This window comes from Paenisporosarcina antarctica (assembly GCF_004367585.1).
GTDB classification, from domain to species: domain Bacteria; phylum Bacillota; class Bacilli; order Bacillales_A; family Planococcaceae; genus Paenisporosarcina; species Paenisporosarcina antarctica.
Window position 1 is genome coordinate 3,622,598 of sequence record NZ_CP038015.1, and the last position, 15,580, is coordinate 3,638,177.

Below are 15,580 nucleotides of genomic sequence, written 5' to 3' on the forward strand. Positions count from 1 at the left end.
AATACGAGGAATCTTCTTGTGTCTGAAAATGATGCACCCGTTTTTCTAGAATTATATGTTCGGAAGCCGAGAAAAAAGCATATGTAAATACTTGAGTTATCAAAATAAAAGAACAACTTTCACAGCTATTGCGACCCCTGTTTTCTATCAATATAATTGAGATATATATACTCATTTCACTATTTACAAAGTAAATGATAGATATCTCGAACTCCAGTTAAATAGTTATTTGATATATTTTCACATTCTGATTTTATTGCTAATAGTAATTAATTAGTAAAAAATGGTAGGACCATTACAGGGTCCTACCATTTTTTACTGTCTAATAACCTACACCGCCACGACCAGGGCTAACAAAAGCAGCTCCGACAATGATAAGCAGGATAAACAATACAACAATCAACGCAAAGGCTGATCCACCGCCATATCCACCATATCCAGACATCTTATTCCCCCCTTTCCTGTTACTCATACTAGAATATGAACATTATTAGATAATGATAGGGCTATAAACCTTCCATATACATAAAAAGATAACTGTTATCTATTTTTATTCAAACAAAATACTCAAATTACTGCAGCTGATCCTAGTGCCATAATTTATAAAATACACCATGCTGTTCTGTTACACATCTGAATTGCTAGCATATTATAGTTTTTAGAGGAAAAACACTAATAATAGGAGAATGAACATGTTAAATAAATATTTAAATTTTTTGGCTTATTTTGGAATCGGAGGAGCTCATCCAGGTGGTTTTGCTCTAACTCAATCCATCATGGAAGATGAAATCATTCAACCATTTGAATCTGTGTTAGATATTGGATGTGGAACTGGTCAGACAGCAGCTTTCTTAGCTCAAAGGTTTGAGTGTCAAGTTACCGGGATAGATAATCACCCTATTATGTTAGAAAAAGCTAGAGAACGATTTAAAAATAAGGAATTCCGAGTCAAAATAATTGAAGGAGATGCACAAAATTTGAATCTTGCGGATAATTCCTTCGATTTAATAATTGCTGAATCTATTATCGCTTTTACCGATATTTCTAAAACGATAGCTGAACTAGCAAGAGTATTAAAAAGTGACGGAAGTTTGATCATGATTGAAATGACTGCAGAGAAATTGTCCGACGAATTACAAAGAAAAGTTTTTAGCCTTTACGGGATCAATGAAATATTAAATGAAGAAGAATGGATATTGAAGCTTCAACAAGCTGGATTTACTAAAGTAGAAGTAATTAATGCCCCAGTAGATCTGATTCCATCTGAAATTAACGATATTAATCAGTCCGAAAACATAAATCTTGATTTTTATGATTTATGGGATGAGCATAATACTTTTATTGATCAACATCCTCAACTCATTGGTTTTCGTGCGTTTAGGTGCTTCTTAACTTAATATCACAAGTAATAGACTCTAGACAAAGTAATGTGGTGTGAAAATTAATCCAAACTAAAAGAAGCCGATCAATAGATGGCTTCTTTTCTTATATACTTTCAGAATTGTTAGATAGCTAACTTTATAAAATGGCAAATTATTTTAAACTACAAAAAAAGGAGTGATAGCAATGGTAGTTATTAAACAAGAATTGATGTCAAGTTATTCTAAGGTTGTAAAAGCTTCATTAATCGCCAGTTCAGTGGCTGGGGTAGTATTAGGATTATTTATGCAGATGAGGGGCATGATACTGACAATTTCCTCGATGGTAGGCAGTGAAAGTATGATCATTGGTTGGTCCATGCATATGATGATTAGCTGGATTTTTGGACTTGGATTTGGAGCAATGACTCTTCTATCTAAGCGTTATTATGTAGTCGGTGCTCTTCATGGTGTCATAATTTGGGTAATGGGTCCACTACTTATCACGCCAATGATGATGGACATGGGATCCATGCTAGGAGAAATGTTTGCAGGGGCACTAGTGTGAATTTATCCATCATTTGCAACGAATTTTATTTTTAACGTAATAGAAACTTGGGTACTAGTCGAATGTATATCAGTTCCCCTGCAAGTTCAACGATGGTCTGCGTTACGATAACGGCCGCTACTAATGTGCTCAAGTTATCCGGTAAGGCTAACGCTAGAGGTAGAACTACGAGCGAGTTACGTGTTGAGCCACTAAAAATTAATGCCCGACCCGAACCGACATCAAGCTTAAACCACTTGGCAATACACATAGAAATAATAGGCATGATCACCATAAAGGCAATATAGATAGGAATAATTGTAATAATCAGGTCCATGTAGCTTGATAATTTACCAATTTGAGATGCCACGACAACAAAAAGTGTAAGAGCCATAAAAGGAACAGGAAGCCATGAAGTTAAATTCATTATTTTTTTCCCATTAAATGATTTCTTTTCGTACAACTGTACGACCATCGCCATTAGTAACGGAATACCAATAAGTCCGAAAAACGCTTCAAAGAATGGACCTGGATCTACTATTTCCGCTGCTTCACTTCCCATAAACAGCCATAAATAAAGTGGCAATAAGAACATTTGTGTAATGAATAGAATAGGTGTTGATACAAGAATTATCTTTTCATTTCCACGACCTAGAGCTGTAAAAACAATTACATAATCAATACAAGGAGTCAGTAAAACTAAATAGACTCCAAGCAATAATGGAGGATAATCAGGTATTAATTTTGATAAAAGCCACACTACAATAGGTACTGCTATATAGTTAACCGTTAATAAAGCCCCGGTAAAATGACGATTAGCAAACGACTTTTTTAAAGATGTAAACGGGATCTGCGCAAACATACTATACATTAAAACTGCAATGACAACAGAAATGGTTACATCTAATTGACCTCCCAAATCAGGAAACAGTAATCCAGTTGCTGCGGCTATTATTAGGACAATAACATATAGCCAAACTTGATTATTTTCAAGTTGTTCTCTACTAATCATAAAAAGCTATACCCCTTTTAGTGCATTTATCAATTCTACTTAACTGTATACTTTGTGAAATTAGAAATCAAAAAACTTACAGATACATATTATTGGAATTTTGCGGAATTTAAAATCATATATGATATAATATTTAATAATATATATTAGGAGGGATACACTTGTTTAAAGCACAATATAAGCTTCAAGGTCGCCTAATTACAGAAGAAGCCACAGTCGATGTTTATAACTCAACCGTTCAAATATATAACTCTACTCTTCATCCTGACCAGATAAAATGGGACGCTCCTGTATCCGGTACCGTTTATGGCACGTTACTAAACTATAAGGGCTCACTTGCTGCACTCGGAGATTCAGTCAACGAATCCCCTTACAAGGCACCACCTCAAGCACCTATTCTTTATATAAAACCAGCAAATACAGTTATAGGATATGGGACAGCTATTCCACTTCCCTCTTCTATTGAACAACTAGAAATAGGTGCAACACTCGGTATTGTCATCGGTCAAACTGCGACAAATGTAAAAAAAGAATATGCATTGGATTATGTAGTTGGCTATACCATTGCGAACGATGTTACCGTCCCTCACGAAAGTCTCTTCAGGCCCGCAGTCAAACATCGTGCTAGGGATGGTTTTTGTCCAATTGGTCCTTGGATACTTGAGAAAGCTGCTATACCAAATCCAGATAATCTTGCTGTTTGCGTATATATAAATGGTGAATTAGTCCAAAAAAATACTACGTCTAACTTAATTCGTGGTATCAGTGAACTTATTGCGGACGTAACAGAGTTTATGACGTTATATGCTGGCGATGTTCTCTTAGTAGGCGTTCCAGAAAATCCTCCTCTCGCTAAGGCAGGAGACAAAATTCGCATTGAAATTGACCAAGTAGGATTTTTAGAAAATGTAATCGTTCCAGAAAACGAAATTTTTTCAGGGGGTGATGTTCAGTGAAACGAGCTAGAGTTTCCTTTGCCGGTGCTATCCACGAAGCTGTAGAGAAAAATGACATGGTTCAATTAACAGATGGTCGAATGGTCAGAGAAGATGAGGTCGTGTGGTTACCTCCTGTGCACCCTCGTACTGTTTTTGCATTAGGCCTTAACTATGCGGATCATGCAAGTGAACTTGAATTTAAAGCACCAACTGAGCCACTATTATTCTTAAAAGGACCCAATACTTTTGTTGGCCATCGTGCCGAGTCAAGACGACCAGTTGATGCAACCTATATGCATTATGAATGTGAATTAGCAGTTGTCATCGGCAAGACGGCAAGAAATGTGAAACGACAAGATGCGTATGACTATATTGCTGGATACACTGTGGCCAACGACTATGCCATTCGTGATTATTTAGAAAACTATTATCGTCCTAATCTGCGCGTAAAAAACCGCGATACATGTACACCCATCGGACCATGGCTTGTTGATGCGAATGATATTGTTGATCCGATGAATTTACCCCTGCGTACTTACGTGAATGGGGAACTAATTCAACAAGGTTCAACAAAGGATATGATCTTTGATATCCCTTTCCTAATTGAATACTTAAGTGAATTTATGACGTTGAGTAAAAACGATATCATTTTAACAGGTACGCCAAAAGGGCTTGCTGATGTGAAAATCGGGGATGAAGTCATTACAGAAATTGAAGGTGTTGGTCGATTAGTTAATACGATTGTTAGTGATGACGTATTCCAGAGGAGGAGTTAAAATTCCACATATCACCGTTGAATATACGGATAACTTAAAAGAGGAAACAAATATTTCGCTGTTATTAAAATCACTAAACGAGGTCCTCATTGCTAGGTCCCCCACTTTTCCAATCGGAGGTATTCGTTCAAGAGCGATTGAACTTCAACATTACTATGTTGCCGATGGATCACAGGATGATGCTTTTGTTCATGTCACTTTGAAGATTGGTGCTGGACGTTCTGATGAAGTGAAACAAGAAACGTCTCAAGCGATGTTTGATGTTATTACTACTCATTTTTCCGAAGTGTTTAACAGACGCTCATTAGCCCTCTCATTAGAGCTTGTTGAATTTAGTGAAGCAGGCACTTTCAAGAAAAACAATATCCATAAACGGTTTAAATAGAATTTTGATGAGAGCTTACAGTTTGCATGGTAGGCTCTCATTTATTTTCGTTGAAATCATATATAAAATCATATATATTTGACATATGAAAAATACAAAAAAGATTAATAAACGTCAACATGCATATGAAGTCATTCGATCGAGAATTTTAGATGGAACGTACGCCCCTGGTCAGCGCCTCATCATAGATCAAATTGTCAAAGAGGTTGGTTCAAGTCCTATACCAGTGCGTGAAGCAATCCATCAACTGGAGTCTGACCAACTAATTGAATATAAGGCGAATACCGGTGCCGTAGTCCTTTCCTTGAATGAGGAGGTCTATAAGGAAACACTAGAGGTGCTGGCAGTACTAGAAGGCTATACAACCTTATTAAGTGTCTCTTATTTAACTGAAAGTGCTTTTGAAGAACTTGAGTTTAAAAATATGGGGATGAAAAAGGCCCTTGAAGATTTTGATTTAGAGGTCTTTAGTGAGTTGAATCGTGAATTCCACGCAATTATCTATTCCTATTGTCCAAATCAAATGATCGTAAAAAATATGGAGCAAATACGTGACCGCTTAAAAAACGTACGAAAAACAGGTTTTCTCCTTTATCCAAAGCGTGCACCACAGTCAGTTAAGGAACATGATCTCCTCATTGACATGCTTAGACGAAAAACACCAGCAACCGAGATTGAGAACTTCGCTAGGCAGCATAAATTAAATACGTTAAAGGCTTTTAATCAGAAAGAGGGCTAGCTTAGGTTAAACTAAAGGAGGTAAGCAGATATTGATGAGTTTAGGAAAAAGACTCCTTATAGGCTTCCCGTTAATGGGGATTTTATTTACAATCATAATCTCATTTATTGAACCAGGTGTACGTCAATCGGCTTTAATCGGCTTTTGCGTATTTCTTGTTTTAATTATTGTTAATTACAAGGGATACAAAAAAGCTAATTAGTGATTGAAGTTCCGTTTAAAGGGGGTATTTTATGTTTTTGGTATATTTTGTATTGACCACATTTATTGTAACTACAGTAGTTAAGCACTTTTTAAGAAAAATCCTCAATATTGAAAAAGAGAAAAAGGAGTTTTTTTCTTATAACCACATAAACAAATTGCATGGGAAAATTGATTGGGTTATAAGGATTTCTTCTATGCTTTTGATTATTATTATTTCTTCCTTGTCAATATATCAGCAATATCCGTTAACCTTCTTCCTAATTGCAATGATCATTTACATTGGAATAGATCAAGGAGTAAGGGCATTTTTTGAGTGGAAATATTCTCAGAACCCAAAACAATATATCCTAACTATTAGCGAAATGATTGTTTTGATGATTTCCATATTAACTATCATGCAATTTAACTTATTTAGTTCATGACCATGACCTTATCTACAGCGTTCTACTATTCGTAGTTGTGAGAGGTTTATTCCGCTACGAATGCTGTTTATTCGGCTTCGACCACGCTTTATTCCGCTTCACCTGCAGTTTATTCCGCTACGATCACGTTTTAATCGGCTTCACACGCTGTTTTTTCCGCTCCGCCCATTTTATCCCACAAAAAAGACTATTGCTTAAGCCCTTTTCGCTGCGCTCTAACGGAAAAAACCTTTGCTACAACACAAAAAAATATCAATCCAAATTGGAAAGATATTTTAATTGATTATTATTGTAAAACTACTTCTTATCAAACTTTTTTTCTATAAATGTCCAAATAATAAATAGGACAATAGAAGATCCAATAACAAGTATGTATGCATTGAAAACAAAATCAAAATCCATTTCTCTAACCCATCTAGATTCAATTCCACTTTGGTTTAAGATTTCATATCTTACATCTTTATAATCCATAAGCAAAAAGGAGATAACCAGCCCAATTATTGCTCCACTAATTAAGGACATTGAAATTTTTTTCAAAAGCGTAATGCCTCCTAAAAGTACTTCAAATATTAAATGGGAAAAATCATACAGATGGACTTTAACCAACCAAATTTTTTACAAGGATGGGTCGTTTAATAAAAAGTTTCCCACACATCCAGTAAAAACGTACTTGATATAGAATGCTTTTAAGCAAATTACTCATCCTATAGAAAAGGAGATGAGATCAATTATGAGAAAAATATTTATTGCACTTGGAATTTTTATTGCTATTATTTCAGCATCAACATATTTACCTACTATTGCTCATGTACAACAAGAAATTCCATCCTACGCTAAGTGGGGTGCGCTCGCTATGAAAGAGACACAATCAAAATATCCTAACGCCAAAATTATTGACTACCTGCATGAAGGAAGCGAGTCTAAAGGAGATTCAACAATTGAAAAGTTTAAGCTATGGTTAAAAGAGGGTGACAAGGAATTCGGCGTTTTGGTAAGAATTGAATATACTACAGAAACAGAAAAAGTGGTTACGATCGATTTTGAAGAAACTTCTAGGTAAGCCATTACAGTTTTTGTTTCTCCTGATTGTAGCGTCTCTCAACGAAACCCCTTCTTCAACCTGTCATCCGCATTTAGGTCATTTTTTCTTGTTCGAATGCAGTTGTATATATGGATAATATTTCTAACTCGACTTTTCCCTTTTTCATTTTCATATATACTTCTCCATACGAATATCAGTCCACATTTTATCTTGCCAAAATGTGAAACTGTCAATACTACCAATTTTCTTGTAACCCAGCTTCTCATAGAGTTTTTGTGCCTGTTTGTTAAATTCAAATACACCTAATTCAACACGTTTGAGCCCCTGCTTCTTAATCTGGTCCTCCAAATATTGAATTGCTGCATAACCAATACCTTTTCCCCGTCCTTCAGACTCACCAATTGTGATCCCTATCCAGGCGGTCCCCTGCTCTTTTTTGTAGAGATGGATCGGATCGACCATATAATTCATTTCACCTATCAACTGGTCATCGAGATATATTAGGTAGATGTGATGGTTTTCCAGGCGTTTTGTTAATTCATTAAGGGTCAATTTATATCGAAGTTCCAATTCCGACTGGTTCCTGTTAGGGCGAGTCAATGGAATTAAAGTTGAGTCATTTTCCCAACGATTAAACACCTCTACAAGGTTTGAGGTGGGTTCAGTTAATTTTATAAAATGAGTAGTCATTGTGCTCTCCTCTCTAATTTTCATTTATAACATTTACTTTATTATTATCTTCACATTTTATTCCGCTTCGCATGTGGTTTATTCCGTTTCGCCCAAATTATTCCATAAATACGACTATTTCTTAAGCCCTTTTCACTGTACTTTGCTGAAATGCTACTATAATTTCTTATAGCAAAATAAAAGCAGTGCGACCGTTATTGGTGCACTACTTTTTTAGCGTTATTTGAGTAAAGGGAGGTTTATTCCGCTTCGCATGCTGTTTATTCGGCTACGACCACGTTTTATTCCGCTACACATACTATTTATTCCGCTTCGATCACATTTTAATCGGCTTCACGCGTGGTTTATTCCGCTTCGCCCAATTTATTCCACAAAAACGACTATTACTTAAGCCCTTTTCGCTACGCTCTGTTGCTTATCTAGCTGAGGTTGTAATATCGACCTGAGAAATAGGTTAATGGCATTCCTTCTTCTTGCATTAGGATGTCACGGACTTTGCCTATATATAAGGTATGGTCACCCTCTAGATGTGTGTTATGAACATCACATGTGATATTGGCTAATGCCCCATCAATTACGGACATTCCATCAAAAGTTTTGAATGAAATATCAAAGTTCTCTTTGATTTGTCCTGCAAAGTAGTTTGACATCTCTTCTTGATTAGTTGATAAAAGACTTACACCAAATGTTCCAGATTCATCAATTAACTGTTTCATTTTTGCTTTGTTTGCAACTGAAACTACTATTAATTTAGGATCTAGAGAGATAGACATGAATGCATTAGCCGTCATGCCGTGTACTTCCCCATTCACTTCAGTTGTAATAACAGTTACACCAGTTGCAAATTTACTCATTGCCGTTTTAAATATGCGATCGTCCATTTTCATCGCCCCCTTATCCCTATCATAAAACCGACTCGCCCATCATGACAACTCGAAGGACTCAAATAGAAATGAATCCCTCACTATATTAGGTTACAAAAGTTGGTTTATGTTGTTTTAATGTTGGCTCGGCAAGCTCGATTGTTTTATTCGTTAAAACATCTTGAACGACAGATGCTTCATTAAACCAACTATCGGGTGCTTCATGTCCCCAGAATGTCTGTCTTCTTGGATCATTTATATCCCAGCGAATGGGCTTGAAATCAGGATCACAGGTTAAATAGTCTCCATTATATAGTTCAATACGGTGTCCATCTGGATCACGGAGATAAAGGAAAAATGCATTCGAAATTCCGTGACGGCCAGGCCCACGTTCAATAGATGTTGTATAGCCCATTGAAGCAAGAACATCGCAGGCGTGGATTAAACTTAGTTGATCACTTAACCAGAAACCAACGTGATGAAGACGCGGTCCAACCCCATTCATAAATGCAACATCATGAACACTTGGTTTTCTGTGCAACCACGCGGCCCAGATTTTTTCACCTTCAGCAGCTGTATATTCTGAACAAGCAAAGCCCATTTCATTTATATAGAAATTATATGCCTTTTCAACATCTGGCACCATACAGTTAAAGTGGTCGATACGTTGAACTTTTGCGCCTTTATATAAATCATAACGTTGCAGCATACGTTCAACCGGATCCATATGTGCATAAAATTCAACAGGAAGTCCTGAAATATCCTGAACTCGTAGGGCTCTTCCAACAGCATGTTGCTCACCTATTTCAAGCCACTTTGTTTTTAATCCTTTTGCGGCAAATAAAGATGATAGGGCGTCCAAATCTTGTTCTGCATACACTTTATAACTGATGACTTCTACACTTGGAGCAGATGCTTTTTTTAAATGTAAGGAGTGATGATTATGTTCTTCTAATCCTCTTAAATATAGATTATTAGTATCTGATTCTGTTTCTATAAATCCAAGGCCATTGACATAAAAATCACGTGATGCGTCTAAATCAACCACGTTTAATACGGCACGACCTGTACGAATAATGTTGAAATCCATTTTATGTCCTCCTTAATTGCTAGAGAAGTGAGGCTTTTTCGTTTTTGTTTGGTCTAAGAAATCTTGTACATAGCCTTTGTATTTATCTTTTTCGTAGCCTTCAAAAAACGCCATTCCCATACGGACAGGATCACCGAAGAAGTAGTACTCGTAATGCATTTGACGGCTACCGAATGCACTCATTGTCATATCCCATGCTAAACGGAATAATTGCGTACGATCATAGCCATCTAAATTCTTACCTTGTAAACCCCTGTTTAGAATTGGCCCAATTTCTTCATGAGTAAAATCTGCTTCGGTTGGGATTCCCATTAGGCCAGATGCCCCAAGAACTCGTAAGATTTCAATCATGCGAGGGTACACTCTCGGATACCATGTACGCGCTGCATTTAAGGCTTCAAAATCAGGCGTCATCGTCCCCGAGCTATCGAGTTTGGCGTTATGCTCTGCTCGGTACAAATGCGATTTAATTGTTTCGAGCGTTAACATGATTTCGGTTCCTTTATCTTGAACATGCTGGAACTGATCAATTCCAATTGCATCCATAATATTTAAAACAACACCAAGTAAAAATTCGGTTTTCACTACATTTTTTGCAATAACTTGATGGGACATATGAACAACCGCATTGGTCTCTCTAAATGTTCGGTTGCATACGGATGAGTTTCCGCAAACAAAGACGCGCTCCCACGGAACAAAGACATTTTCAAAAGAAACGATCGCATCCCCTTCTTCAAAACGGGAAGAAAGTGGATGATCCCATTCGCTTTTACCATAATCAAAAGATTCACGACTTAAAAATTTTAGACCTTTTGTGTTATTAGGAATAGCAAATGCTAGTGAATAGGGATCATCTAATTCTCCTGCTTTTTTAACAGTTGAAGGAAACACCATCAGTTCATCTGTAATACCGCCCTGAGTTGCAAGTAAGCGAATCCCATCTACAATGATGCCATCTTTATTTTTTTCAACTAAGTGTAGGGCTACATTGGCATCCTTTTGTTCATGCTGTGCTTTCGCGCGGTTTACTTGAGGGTGAATTAGCGTATGAGTTAAACTAATATCATTTTCACGAGCATACTCATAGTACTTTCTAGCGTTCTCGGCAAACATCGGATCGGCCTCTGCAAAAAGGCTATTATTCATTCCCATCGCCATGACTTCAGCATTCAAGTAATCAGGTGAGCGTCCCATCATCCCTCCAGAAGTCCGAGCCCATTCTTGCATAGCTTCGCGTCTTTGGATTAAGTCCTCAATTGTTTTTGGTTGCAAAAATGTCATTCCTACTTTGTCTCCTGTTGTAGGAGATGTGTAAAGCATTTTATCTGGTTTTTCGTATTGTAAATCATAGAGACGGGCCATTGATTTGACGACGTTTTTTAATGCAGGATGTTCTGTGACATCTTCCACTCTCTCACCATGTATATAGATGTTATTATTTGCTTTTTTTAAACGTTCAATATACTGAGCTCCTGTTTTTGCCGGCATGTATTTCACTCCTCACACTATTTTTTCTTACCAAACTGCGGAATATGATGATCACCAATAGCGATATGAATTACTTTTGGTTCTGTGTAGAATTCAAAGATTGCGTAATGCCCACCTTCTCTTCCAATCCCACTTGATTTCATTCCGCCAAATGGGATACGGAGATCCCGCACATTTTGAGAATTGACCCACAGCATGCCAGCCTCAACTGCCTGTGCTACTCGATGTCCTCTCTTTATATCATTCGTCCACACATAGCCTGCAAGTCCATATTTAACATCATTGGCTGCTGCAATGACTTGTTCTTCGCTTTCAAATTCAATAACCGCCATGACAGGTCCAAATATTTCTTCCTGGCAAACTCTCATATCGTTTGTTGCGTTTAAAAGTAATGTAGGTGGTACAAAGTTTCCAGCTTTCACGCCCTCAGGAACAACGCCTTGAATGACTTCACAACCTTCTTGCTTTGCTAACTCAATGTACTCTGATACTTTTTTGAAATGTTCTTTATCAATGAGTGGTCCAAATTGGGTTGTTGGGTCCATTGGGTCTCCAATTTTAATGTTTCCTACGCGTTCTTTAAGAGCCTCAATAAATTGGTCTTTAATGTTTTTATGAAGAAACACACGAGAGTTTGCTGTACATCGTTCCCCGTTAAAGGAGAAAATCCCCCAAACAGCTGCATCCAGTGCCCGCTCAACATCTGCATCATCAAAGACAATTAATGGGGATTTCCCGCCTAGTTCCATTGATGTTTTCTTTAATGTATCAGCAGAATTCTTGATGATTATGGTTCCTGTTGTCGTTTCTCCAGTGAAAGAGATTGCTTCTACATCCGGATGTGCAACTAGGGCTGCGCCGGCCGTTTCTCCATATCCATGGACTACATTAAATACACCTTTTGGTAAGCCTGCTTTATCCATAACTTCAGCTAATTTATTAGCTGTTAGAGGCGATAACTCTGCAGGTTTTAATATAACTGTATTGCCAGTCGCTAATGCTGGTGCTACTTTCCACGTTTCCAACATAAACGGTGCATTCCACGGTGTTATTAATCCAACTACTCCGAGAGGCTTATAAATCGTATAGTTTATAAATTCATTGTCTACAGGGTACGACTCTCCGTGAAGTTTTGACTGAACCATTCGGGAATAGAATCGAAAGTTTTCTGCTGCACGGGCAATCATCTTTCTAGTTTGAGCAATCGGTAGTCCTGTATCTATTGATTCTAAGCTAGCAATTTCCTCAACCTCTTCATCAATCAAGTCCGCAATTCGGTTAATGTAAACCATGCGCTCTTCCATTTTCATCGAGCCCCATGGACCACTTTTAAACGCTTGTTTCGCAGCGATTACAGCCTTATCGATATCCTCTTTGCGACCCTCAGCAACTAGGTTATTGACTTCGTTGGTAAATGGGTTGCTGTTTTCAAAGGTTGCTTGAGCCTGAGCATTTACAAATTCTCCATTAATGTAAAGCTTCACATCATCAACTTTTATGTTAGTACTATCTTTAGACATCTCTGTTGATTTCTTCATTATGGCCCTCCTAAATTCGCTCTTAAAATCGCATGTTTACTGTACCGATTGTTGTGCAGATAGATCTACGTATTGTTTTAACACGTCGCGAATTTCATCTTGCAATACTTGCGTTGGCACATCCATTGGTAAACGAAGTACCGGTTGTGCTCTTCCAATCATCCCAAGTGCTGCTTTTAATGGGGATGGATTTGTATCTTTAAACAACACATCATTTAGAGGCATTAATTCATAATGGATTTCTTGAGCTCTTTTTAGGTCTCCAGCTGTCCATGCATCATATAACTCTGCAACTTGCTTAGGGATAATGTTAGCGGTAGCACTTATGTATCCCGCTCCACCAATGGCAAGCATCGGATAACATAATAGTTCAATTCCTGAAAACAGTAGAAAATCTCTTCCGCATTCTAATAAAACGCGGTTGACATGTTCAAAGTCTTTATTTGATTCCTTCACTCCAATAATATTTGGGCAATCTTTGCTTAGTTTTGCGAGTGTTTTCACTTCTAAGTTTGTTGCTGTTCTTCCCGGAATATTATAAATAATAATAGGAATATCTACAGAATCTGCAACCGCTTTAAAATGCTTATAGAGAGCATGTTGTGAAGGTTTGTTGTAGTAAGGGACAATGACCATGGCAGCATCTACACCTAGTTCTTGTGCTTTTTTTGTTAGGTATAATGTTTCTTCATGATTTGTCGACCCTGTACCTGGGACGAATGGAACGCGTCCATTTACCGCTTTCATAGCCGCTTCCATCACTTGAACTCGTTCTTCGATTGTTAAGGAACTTGGTTCACCCGTCGTTCCTGTTACTGAAATTCCATGACTCCCACTCTTAATATTCCAATCAATTAAACTAGCTAATGTCTCTAAATCTAAAGAACCATCCTTTTTAAAAGGGGTTACGATCGGTGCAATTGAACCTCTGATTTTTTGTTTTGCTTGTTGATACATATACTACACATCCTTTTTTGATAATTTTTGTATTTATCTGATTACTTGGCGAATTGAATATAACACGTGTTAAACTATATTAAAAATACCTATAAAGTATTCAACGTATACGAAAAAAGTATAGAAAGGAACGTTTCAATTATGGACATCAAACAACTACGCTATTTTTATACCATTGCCGAACAAGGACAGATTACTAGAGCCGCAAAAAAGTTACACATGGCGCAACCACCCCTTTCTCAACAATTAAAACTATTAGAGGAAGAATTAGGCGTGATTCTTTTTGAAAGAAACGGACGAAATATGGTGTTAACTCAAGCTGGATTAGTACTATATAAAAAAGCAGAAAAAATATTACTAGAAATGGACGAAATTAAAACAGAAGTTAAAGAGACCAGTGATGGCCTTAGAGGTAAATTATCAATTGGGGTTGTAAAGACTTGTTTTTCTTATGTGCCTGATCGACTTCGTATGTTTAGAGAGCTCTATCCAGCAGTCACCTTTTCTTTACGTGAAGGAGATACTTTTATGATTGAGCAGTTAATTAAGTCCCGCGAATCGGAAGTTGGCATCGTTCGCCTTCCCATTGAAATGAATGCATTCTCCAAAATCGACTTACCTAAGGAACCGTTTGTTGCTGTCTTCCCTAGTAATAAGCCAGAGATCCTCTCGAAAACGAAGATCAGCATGAAAGAGTTTGAAACAGTTCCCCTACTATTGCTGCATCGAATTAGTGGTGTAGGACAATTTGAAATCGTATTACAGGAATGTAGACGACATGGCTTTGAACCTAAAGTGATTTGTGAATGTCCAGATGTCTCCATGCTATTATCTTTAGTTTCAGCAGGTGTAGGTGCTACGATTATCCCTAAATCATCACTTGTATCATTTCCCATGCCCAATTTACATACTCTTGAAATTGAGGACTCGACTATATATTCGGAATCAGCTGTTATCTGGTTAAAAGACCGTTATCTTTCTAAACAGGCCAAACGTTTTATACAATCGTTTGATTCTTTCCTTGATTGATATAAGAAAAACCGGGCAAAGTGACGCCCGGTCCTTAAAGAAAGTACAGTATCTCCTTTGGTTTTTGGTATGATTTCCGTTGCAGGTGGACGCTTTCCGTGGGGCACGACCTCAGCCGCTTCACTCGCTCCGCTCACTGCAGGGTCTTCGGCTCGCGCTTGTCCCACCGGAGTCGCCGCCTTCCACTACAATCAATTACCTGTTTTAATAATAAACAGTGATAATACTAATTATAAAAAATCGTCCTATCTTGTAAAATGAAAACACCCATACCCATAATTAGATAGGATGATTTTTGATGTGCAATCCAAGGATTACTAAACAAGAATAGATTCACTGAACAAAATTCACACTTTCACTGAGAGGAAACTTGCATTTTTTCAAAAAAGATATCACGACTTCACATGAATCGAATTAAAGAGAGTCACATCAAGAAATTCCGTTTTTTTAGTCTCCATATACTAAAAAACCATGAACACTAGGCTCTTGGCACATCAATTTT

General features: G+C 37.4%; 19 protein-coding genes. 10 read left to right on the forward strand and 9 right to left on the reverse strand.

Annotated elements, in window-relative coordinates; translation table 11 throughout:
• Positions 1-322: 322 nt before the first annotated feature.
• On the reverse strand, positions 323-445 hold the full coding sequence (locus E2636_RS17170) for a YjcZ family sporulation protein (protein ID WP_134211444.1): 123 nt from the start codon (positions 443-445) through the stop codon (positions 323-325).
• A gap of 247 nt (positions 446-692) precedes the next feature.
• On the opposite strand from E2636_RS17170, the gene E2636_RS17175 reads away from it, so the two are divergent.
• Together E2636_RS17175 and E2636_RS17180 are read left to right on the forward strand one after the other, a co-directional pair.
• Positions 693-1,397 carry a class I SAM-dependent methyltransferase gene (locus tag E2636_RS17175; RefSeq protein ID WP_134211445.1) on the forward strand — a complete coding sequence of 235 codons (705 nt, stop codon included), beginning with the start codon at positions 693-695 and terminating at the stop codon, positions 1,395-1,397.
• 169 nt (positions 1,398-1,566) lie between these two features.
• Positions 1,567-1,926, forward strand: a complete 360-nt coding sequence (locus tag E2636_RS17180) for a hypothetical protein (RefSeq protein WP_243840694.1) — start codon at positions 1,567-1,569, stop codon at positions 1,924-1,926.
• Positions 1,927-1,957: 31 nt separating this feature from the next.
• On the opposite strand, the gene E2636_RS17185 is transcribed toward E2636_RS17180, so the two are convergent.
• Entirely contained in the window at positions 1,958-2,917 is a 960-nt protein-coding gene (locus E2636_RS17185) for an arsenic resistance protein (protein ID WP_134211447.1), read from the reverse strand.
• Between the two features lie 161 nt (positions 2,918-3,078).
• Here E2636_RS17185 and E2636_RS17190 point away from each other — a divergent pair, with 161 nt between their 5' ends.
• The 6 genes from E2636_RS17190 (at position 3,079) to E2636_RS17210 (ending at position 6,381) form a co-directional block, all read left to right on the forward strand.
• Positions 3,079-3,873, forward strand: coding sequence for a fumarylacetoacetate hydrolase family protein (locus E2636_RS17190; RefSeq protein ID WP_134211449.1), 795 nt, complete (start codon positions 3,079-3,081; stop codon positions 3,871-3,873).
• Positions 3,870-4,631: a fumarylacetoacetate hydrolase family protein gene (locus E2636_RS17195; RefSeq protein WP_134211451.1), complete on the forward strand. Its 762-nt coding sequence runs from the start codon at positions 3,870-3,872 to the stop codon at positions 4,629-4,631. The genes E2636_RS17190 and E2636_RS17195 overlap by 4 nt, the downstream gene beginning before the upstream one ends.
• The gene (locus E2636_RS17200) at positions 4,606-5,016 is read left to right on the forward strand and encodes a 5-carboxymethyl-2-hydroxymuconate Delta-isomerase (RefSeq protein ID WP_208324105.1); all 411 of its coding nucleotides are present in this window, start codon (positions 4,606-4,608) and stop codon (positions 5,014-5,016) included. The genes E2636_RS17195 and E2636_RS17200 overlap by 26 nt, the downstream gene beginning before the upstream one ends.
• 85 nt (positions 5,017-5,101) lie before the next feature.
• On the forward strand, positions 5,102-5,755 hold the full coding sequence (locus tag E2636_RS17205; protein ID WP_134211453.1) for a GntR family transcriptional regulator: 654 nt from the start codon (positions 5,102-5,104) through the stop codon (positions 5,753-5,755).
• A 34-nt stretch (positions 5,756-5,789) separates the two neighbouring features.
• The gene (locus tag E2636_RS19165) at positions 5,790-5,957 is read left to right on the forward strand and encodes a hypothetical protein (protein ID WP_166669573.1); all 168 of its coding nucleotides are present in this window, start codon (positions 5,790-5,792) and stop codon (positions 5,955-5,957) included.
• A 31-nt stretch (positions 5,958-5,988) separates the two neighbouring features.
• Positions 5,989-6,381, forward strand: coding sequence for a DUF4181 domain-containing protein (locus tag E2636_RS17210; protein WP_134211455.1), 393 nt, complete (start codon positions 5,989-5,991; stop codon positions 6,379-6,381).
• 297 nt (positions 6,382-6,678) lie between these two features.
• On the opposite strand, the gene E2636_RS17215 is transcribed toward E2636_RS17210, so the two are convergent.
• A complete protein-coding gene (locus tag E2636_RS17215; protein WP_134211457.1) occupies positions 6,679-6,918 on the reverse strand; it encodes a hypothetical protein in 240 nt (79 codons plus the stop codon).
• A gap of 193 nt (positions 6,919-7,111) precedes the next feature.
• Here E2636_RS17215 and E2636_RS17220 point away from each other — a divergent pair, with 193 nt between their 5' ends.
• The gene (locus E2636_RS17220; protein ID WP_134211459.1) at positions 7,112-7,441 is read left to right on the forward strand and encodes a DUF3889 domain-containing protein; all 330 of its coding nucleotides are present in this window, start codon (positions 7,112-7,114) and stop codon (positions 7,439-7,441) included.
• Positions 7,442-7,591: 150 nt separating this feature from the next.
• Here the strand turns inward: E2636_RS17220 and E2636_RS17225 are convergent, their stop codons facing one another.
• From E2636_RS17225 to hpaI, 6 genes are all read right to left on the reverse strand, one after another.
• Positions 7,592-8,113, reverse strand: coding sequence for a GNAT family N-acetyltransferase (locus E2636_RS17225; RefSeq protein ID WP_134211461.1), 522 nt, complete (start codon positions 8,111-8,113; stop codon positions 7,592-7,594).
• Between the two features lie 419 nt (positions 8,114-8,532).
• Entirely contained in the window at positions 8,533-8,994 is a 462-nt protein-coding gene (locus tag E2636_RS17230; protein WP_134211463.1) for a flavin reductase family protein, read from the reverse strand.
• 88 nt (positions 8,995-9,082) lie between these two features.
• Positions 9,083-10,066: a 3,4-dihydroxyphenylacetate 2,3-dioxygenase gene (gene hpaD / locus E2636_RS17235; RefSeq protein WP_134211465.1), complete on the reverse strand. Its 984-nt coding sequence runs from the start codon at positions 10,064-10,066 to the stop codon at positions 9,083-9,085.
• A gap of 12 nt (positions 10,067-10,078) precedes the next feature.
• Positions 10,079-11,554: a 4-hydroxyphenylacetate 3-monooxygenase, oxygenase component gene (gene hpaB, locus E2636_RS17240; RefSeq protein WP_134211467.1), complete on the reverse strand. Its 1,476-nt coding sequence runs from the start codon at positions 11,552-11,554 to the stop codon at positions 10,079-10,081.
• Positions 11,555-11,571: 17 nt separating this feature from the next.
• Entirely contained in the window at positions 11,572-13,092 is a 1,521-nt protein-coding gene (hpaE, locus tag E2636_RS17245) for a 5-carboxymethyl-2-hydroxymuconate semialdehyde dehydrogenase (protein ID WP_134211469.1), read from the reverse strand.
• A 36-nt stretch (positions 13,093-13,128) separates the two neighbouring features.
• Entirely contained in the window at positions 13,129-14,049 is a 921-nt protein-coding gene (gene hpaI, locus E2636_RS17250; protein WP_134211471.1) for a 2,4-dihydroxyhept-2-ene-1,7-dioic acid aldolase, read from the reverse strand.
• A 141-nt stretch (positions 14,050-14,190) separates the two neighbouring features.
• Here hpaI and E2636_RS17255 point away from each other — a divergent pair, with 141 nt between their 5' ends.
• A complete protein-coding gene (locus E2636_RS17255; RefSeq protein WP_134211473.1) occupies positions 14,191-15,078 on the forward strand; it encodes a LysR family transcriptional regulator in 888 nt (295 codons plus the stop codon).
• Positions 15,079-15,580: the final 502 nt, after the last annotated feature.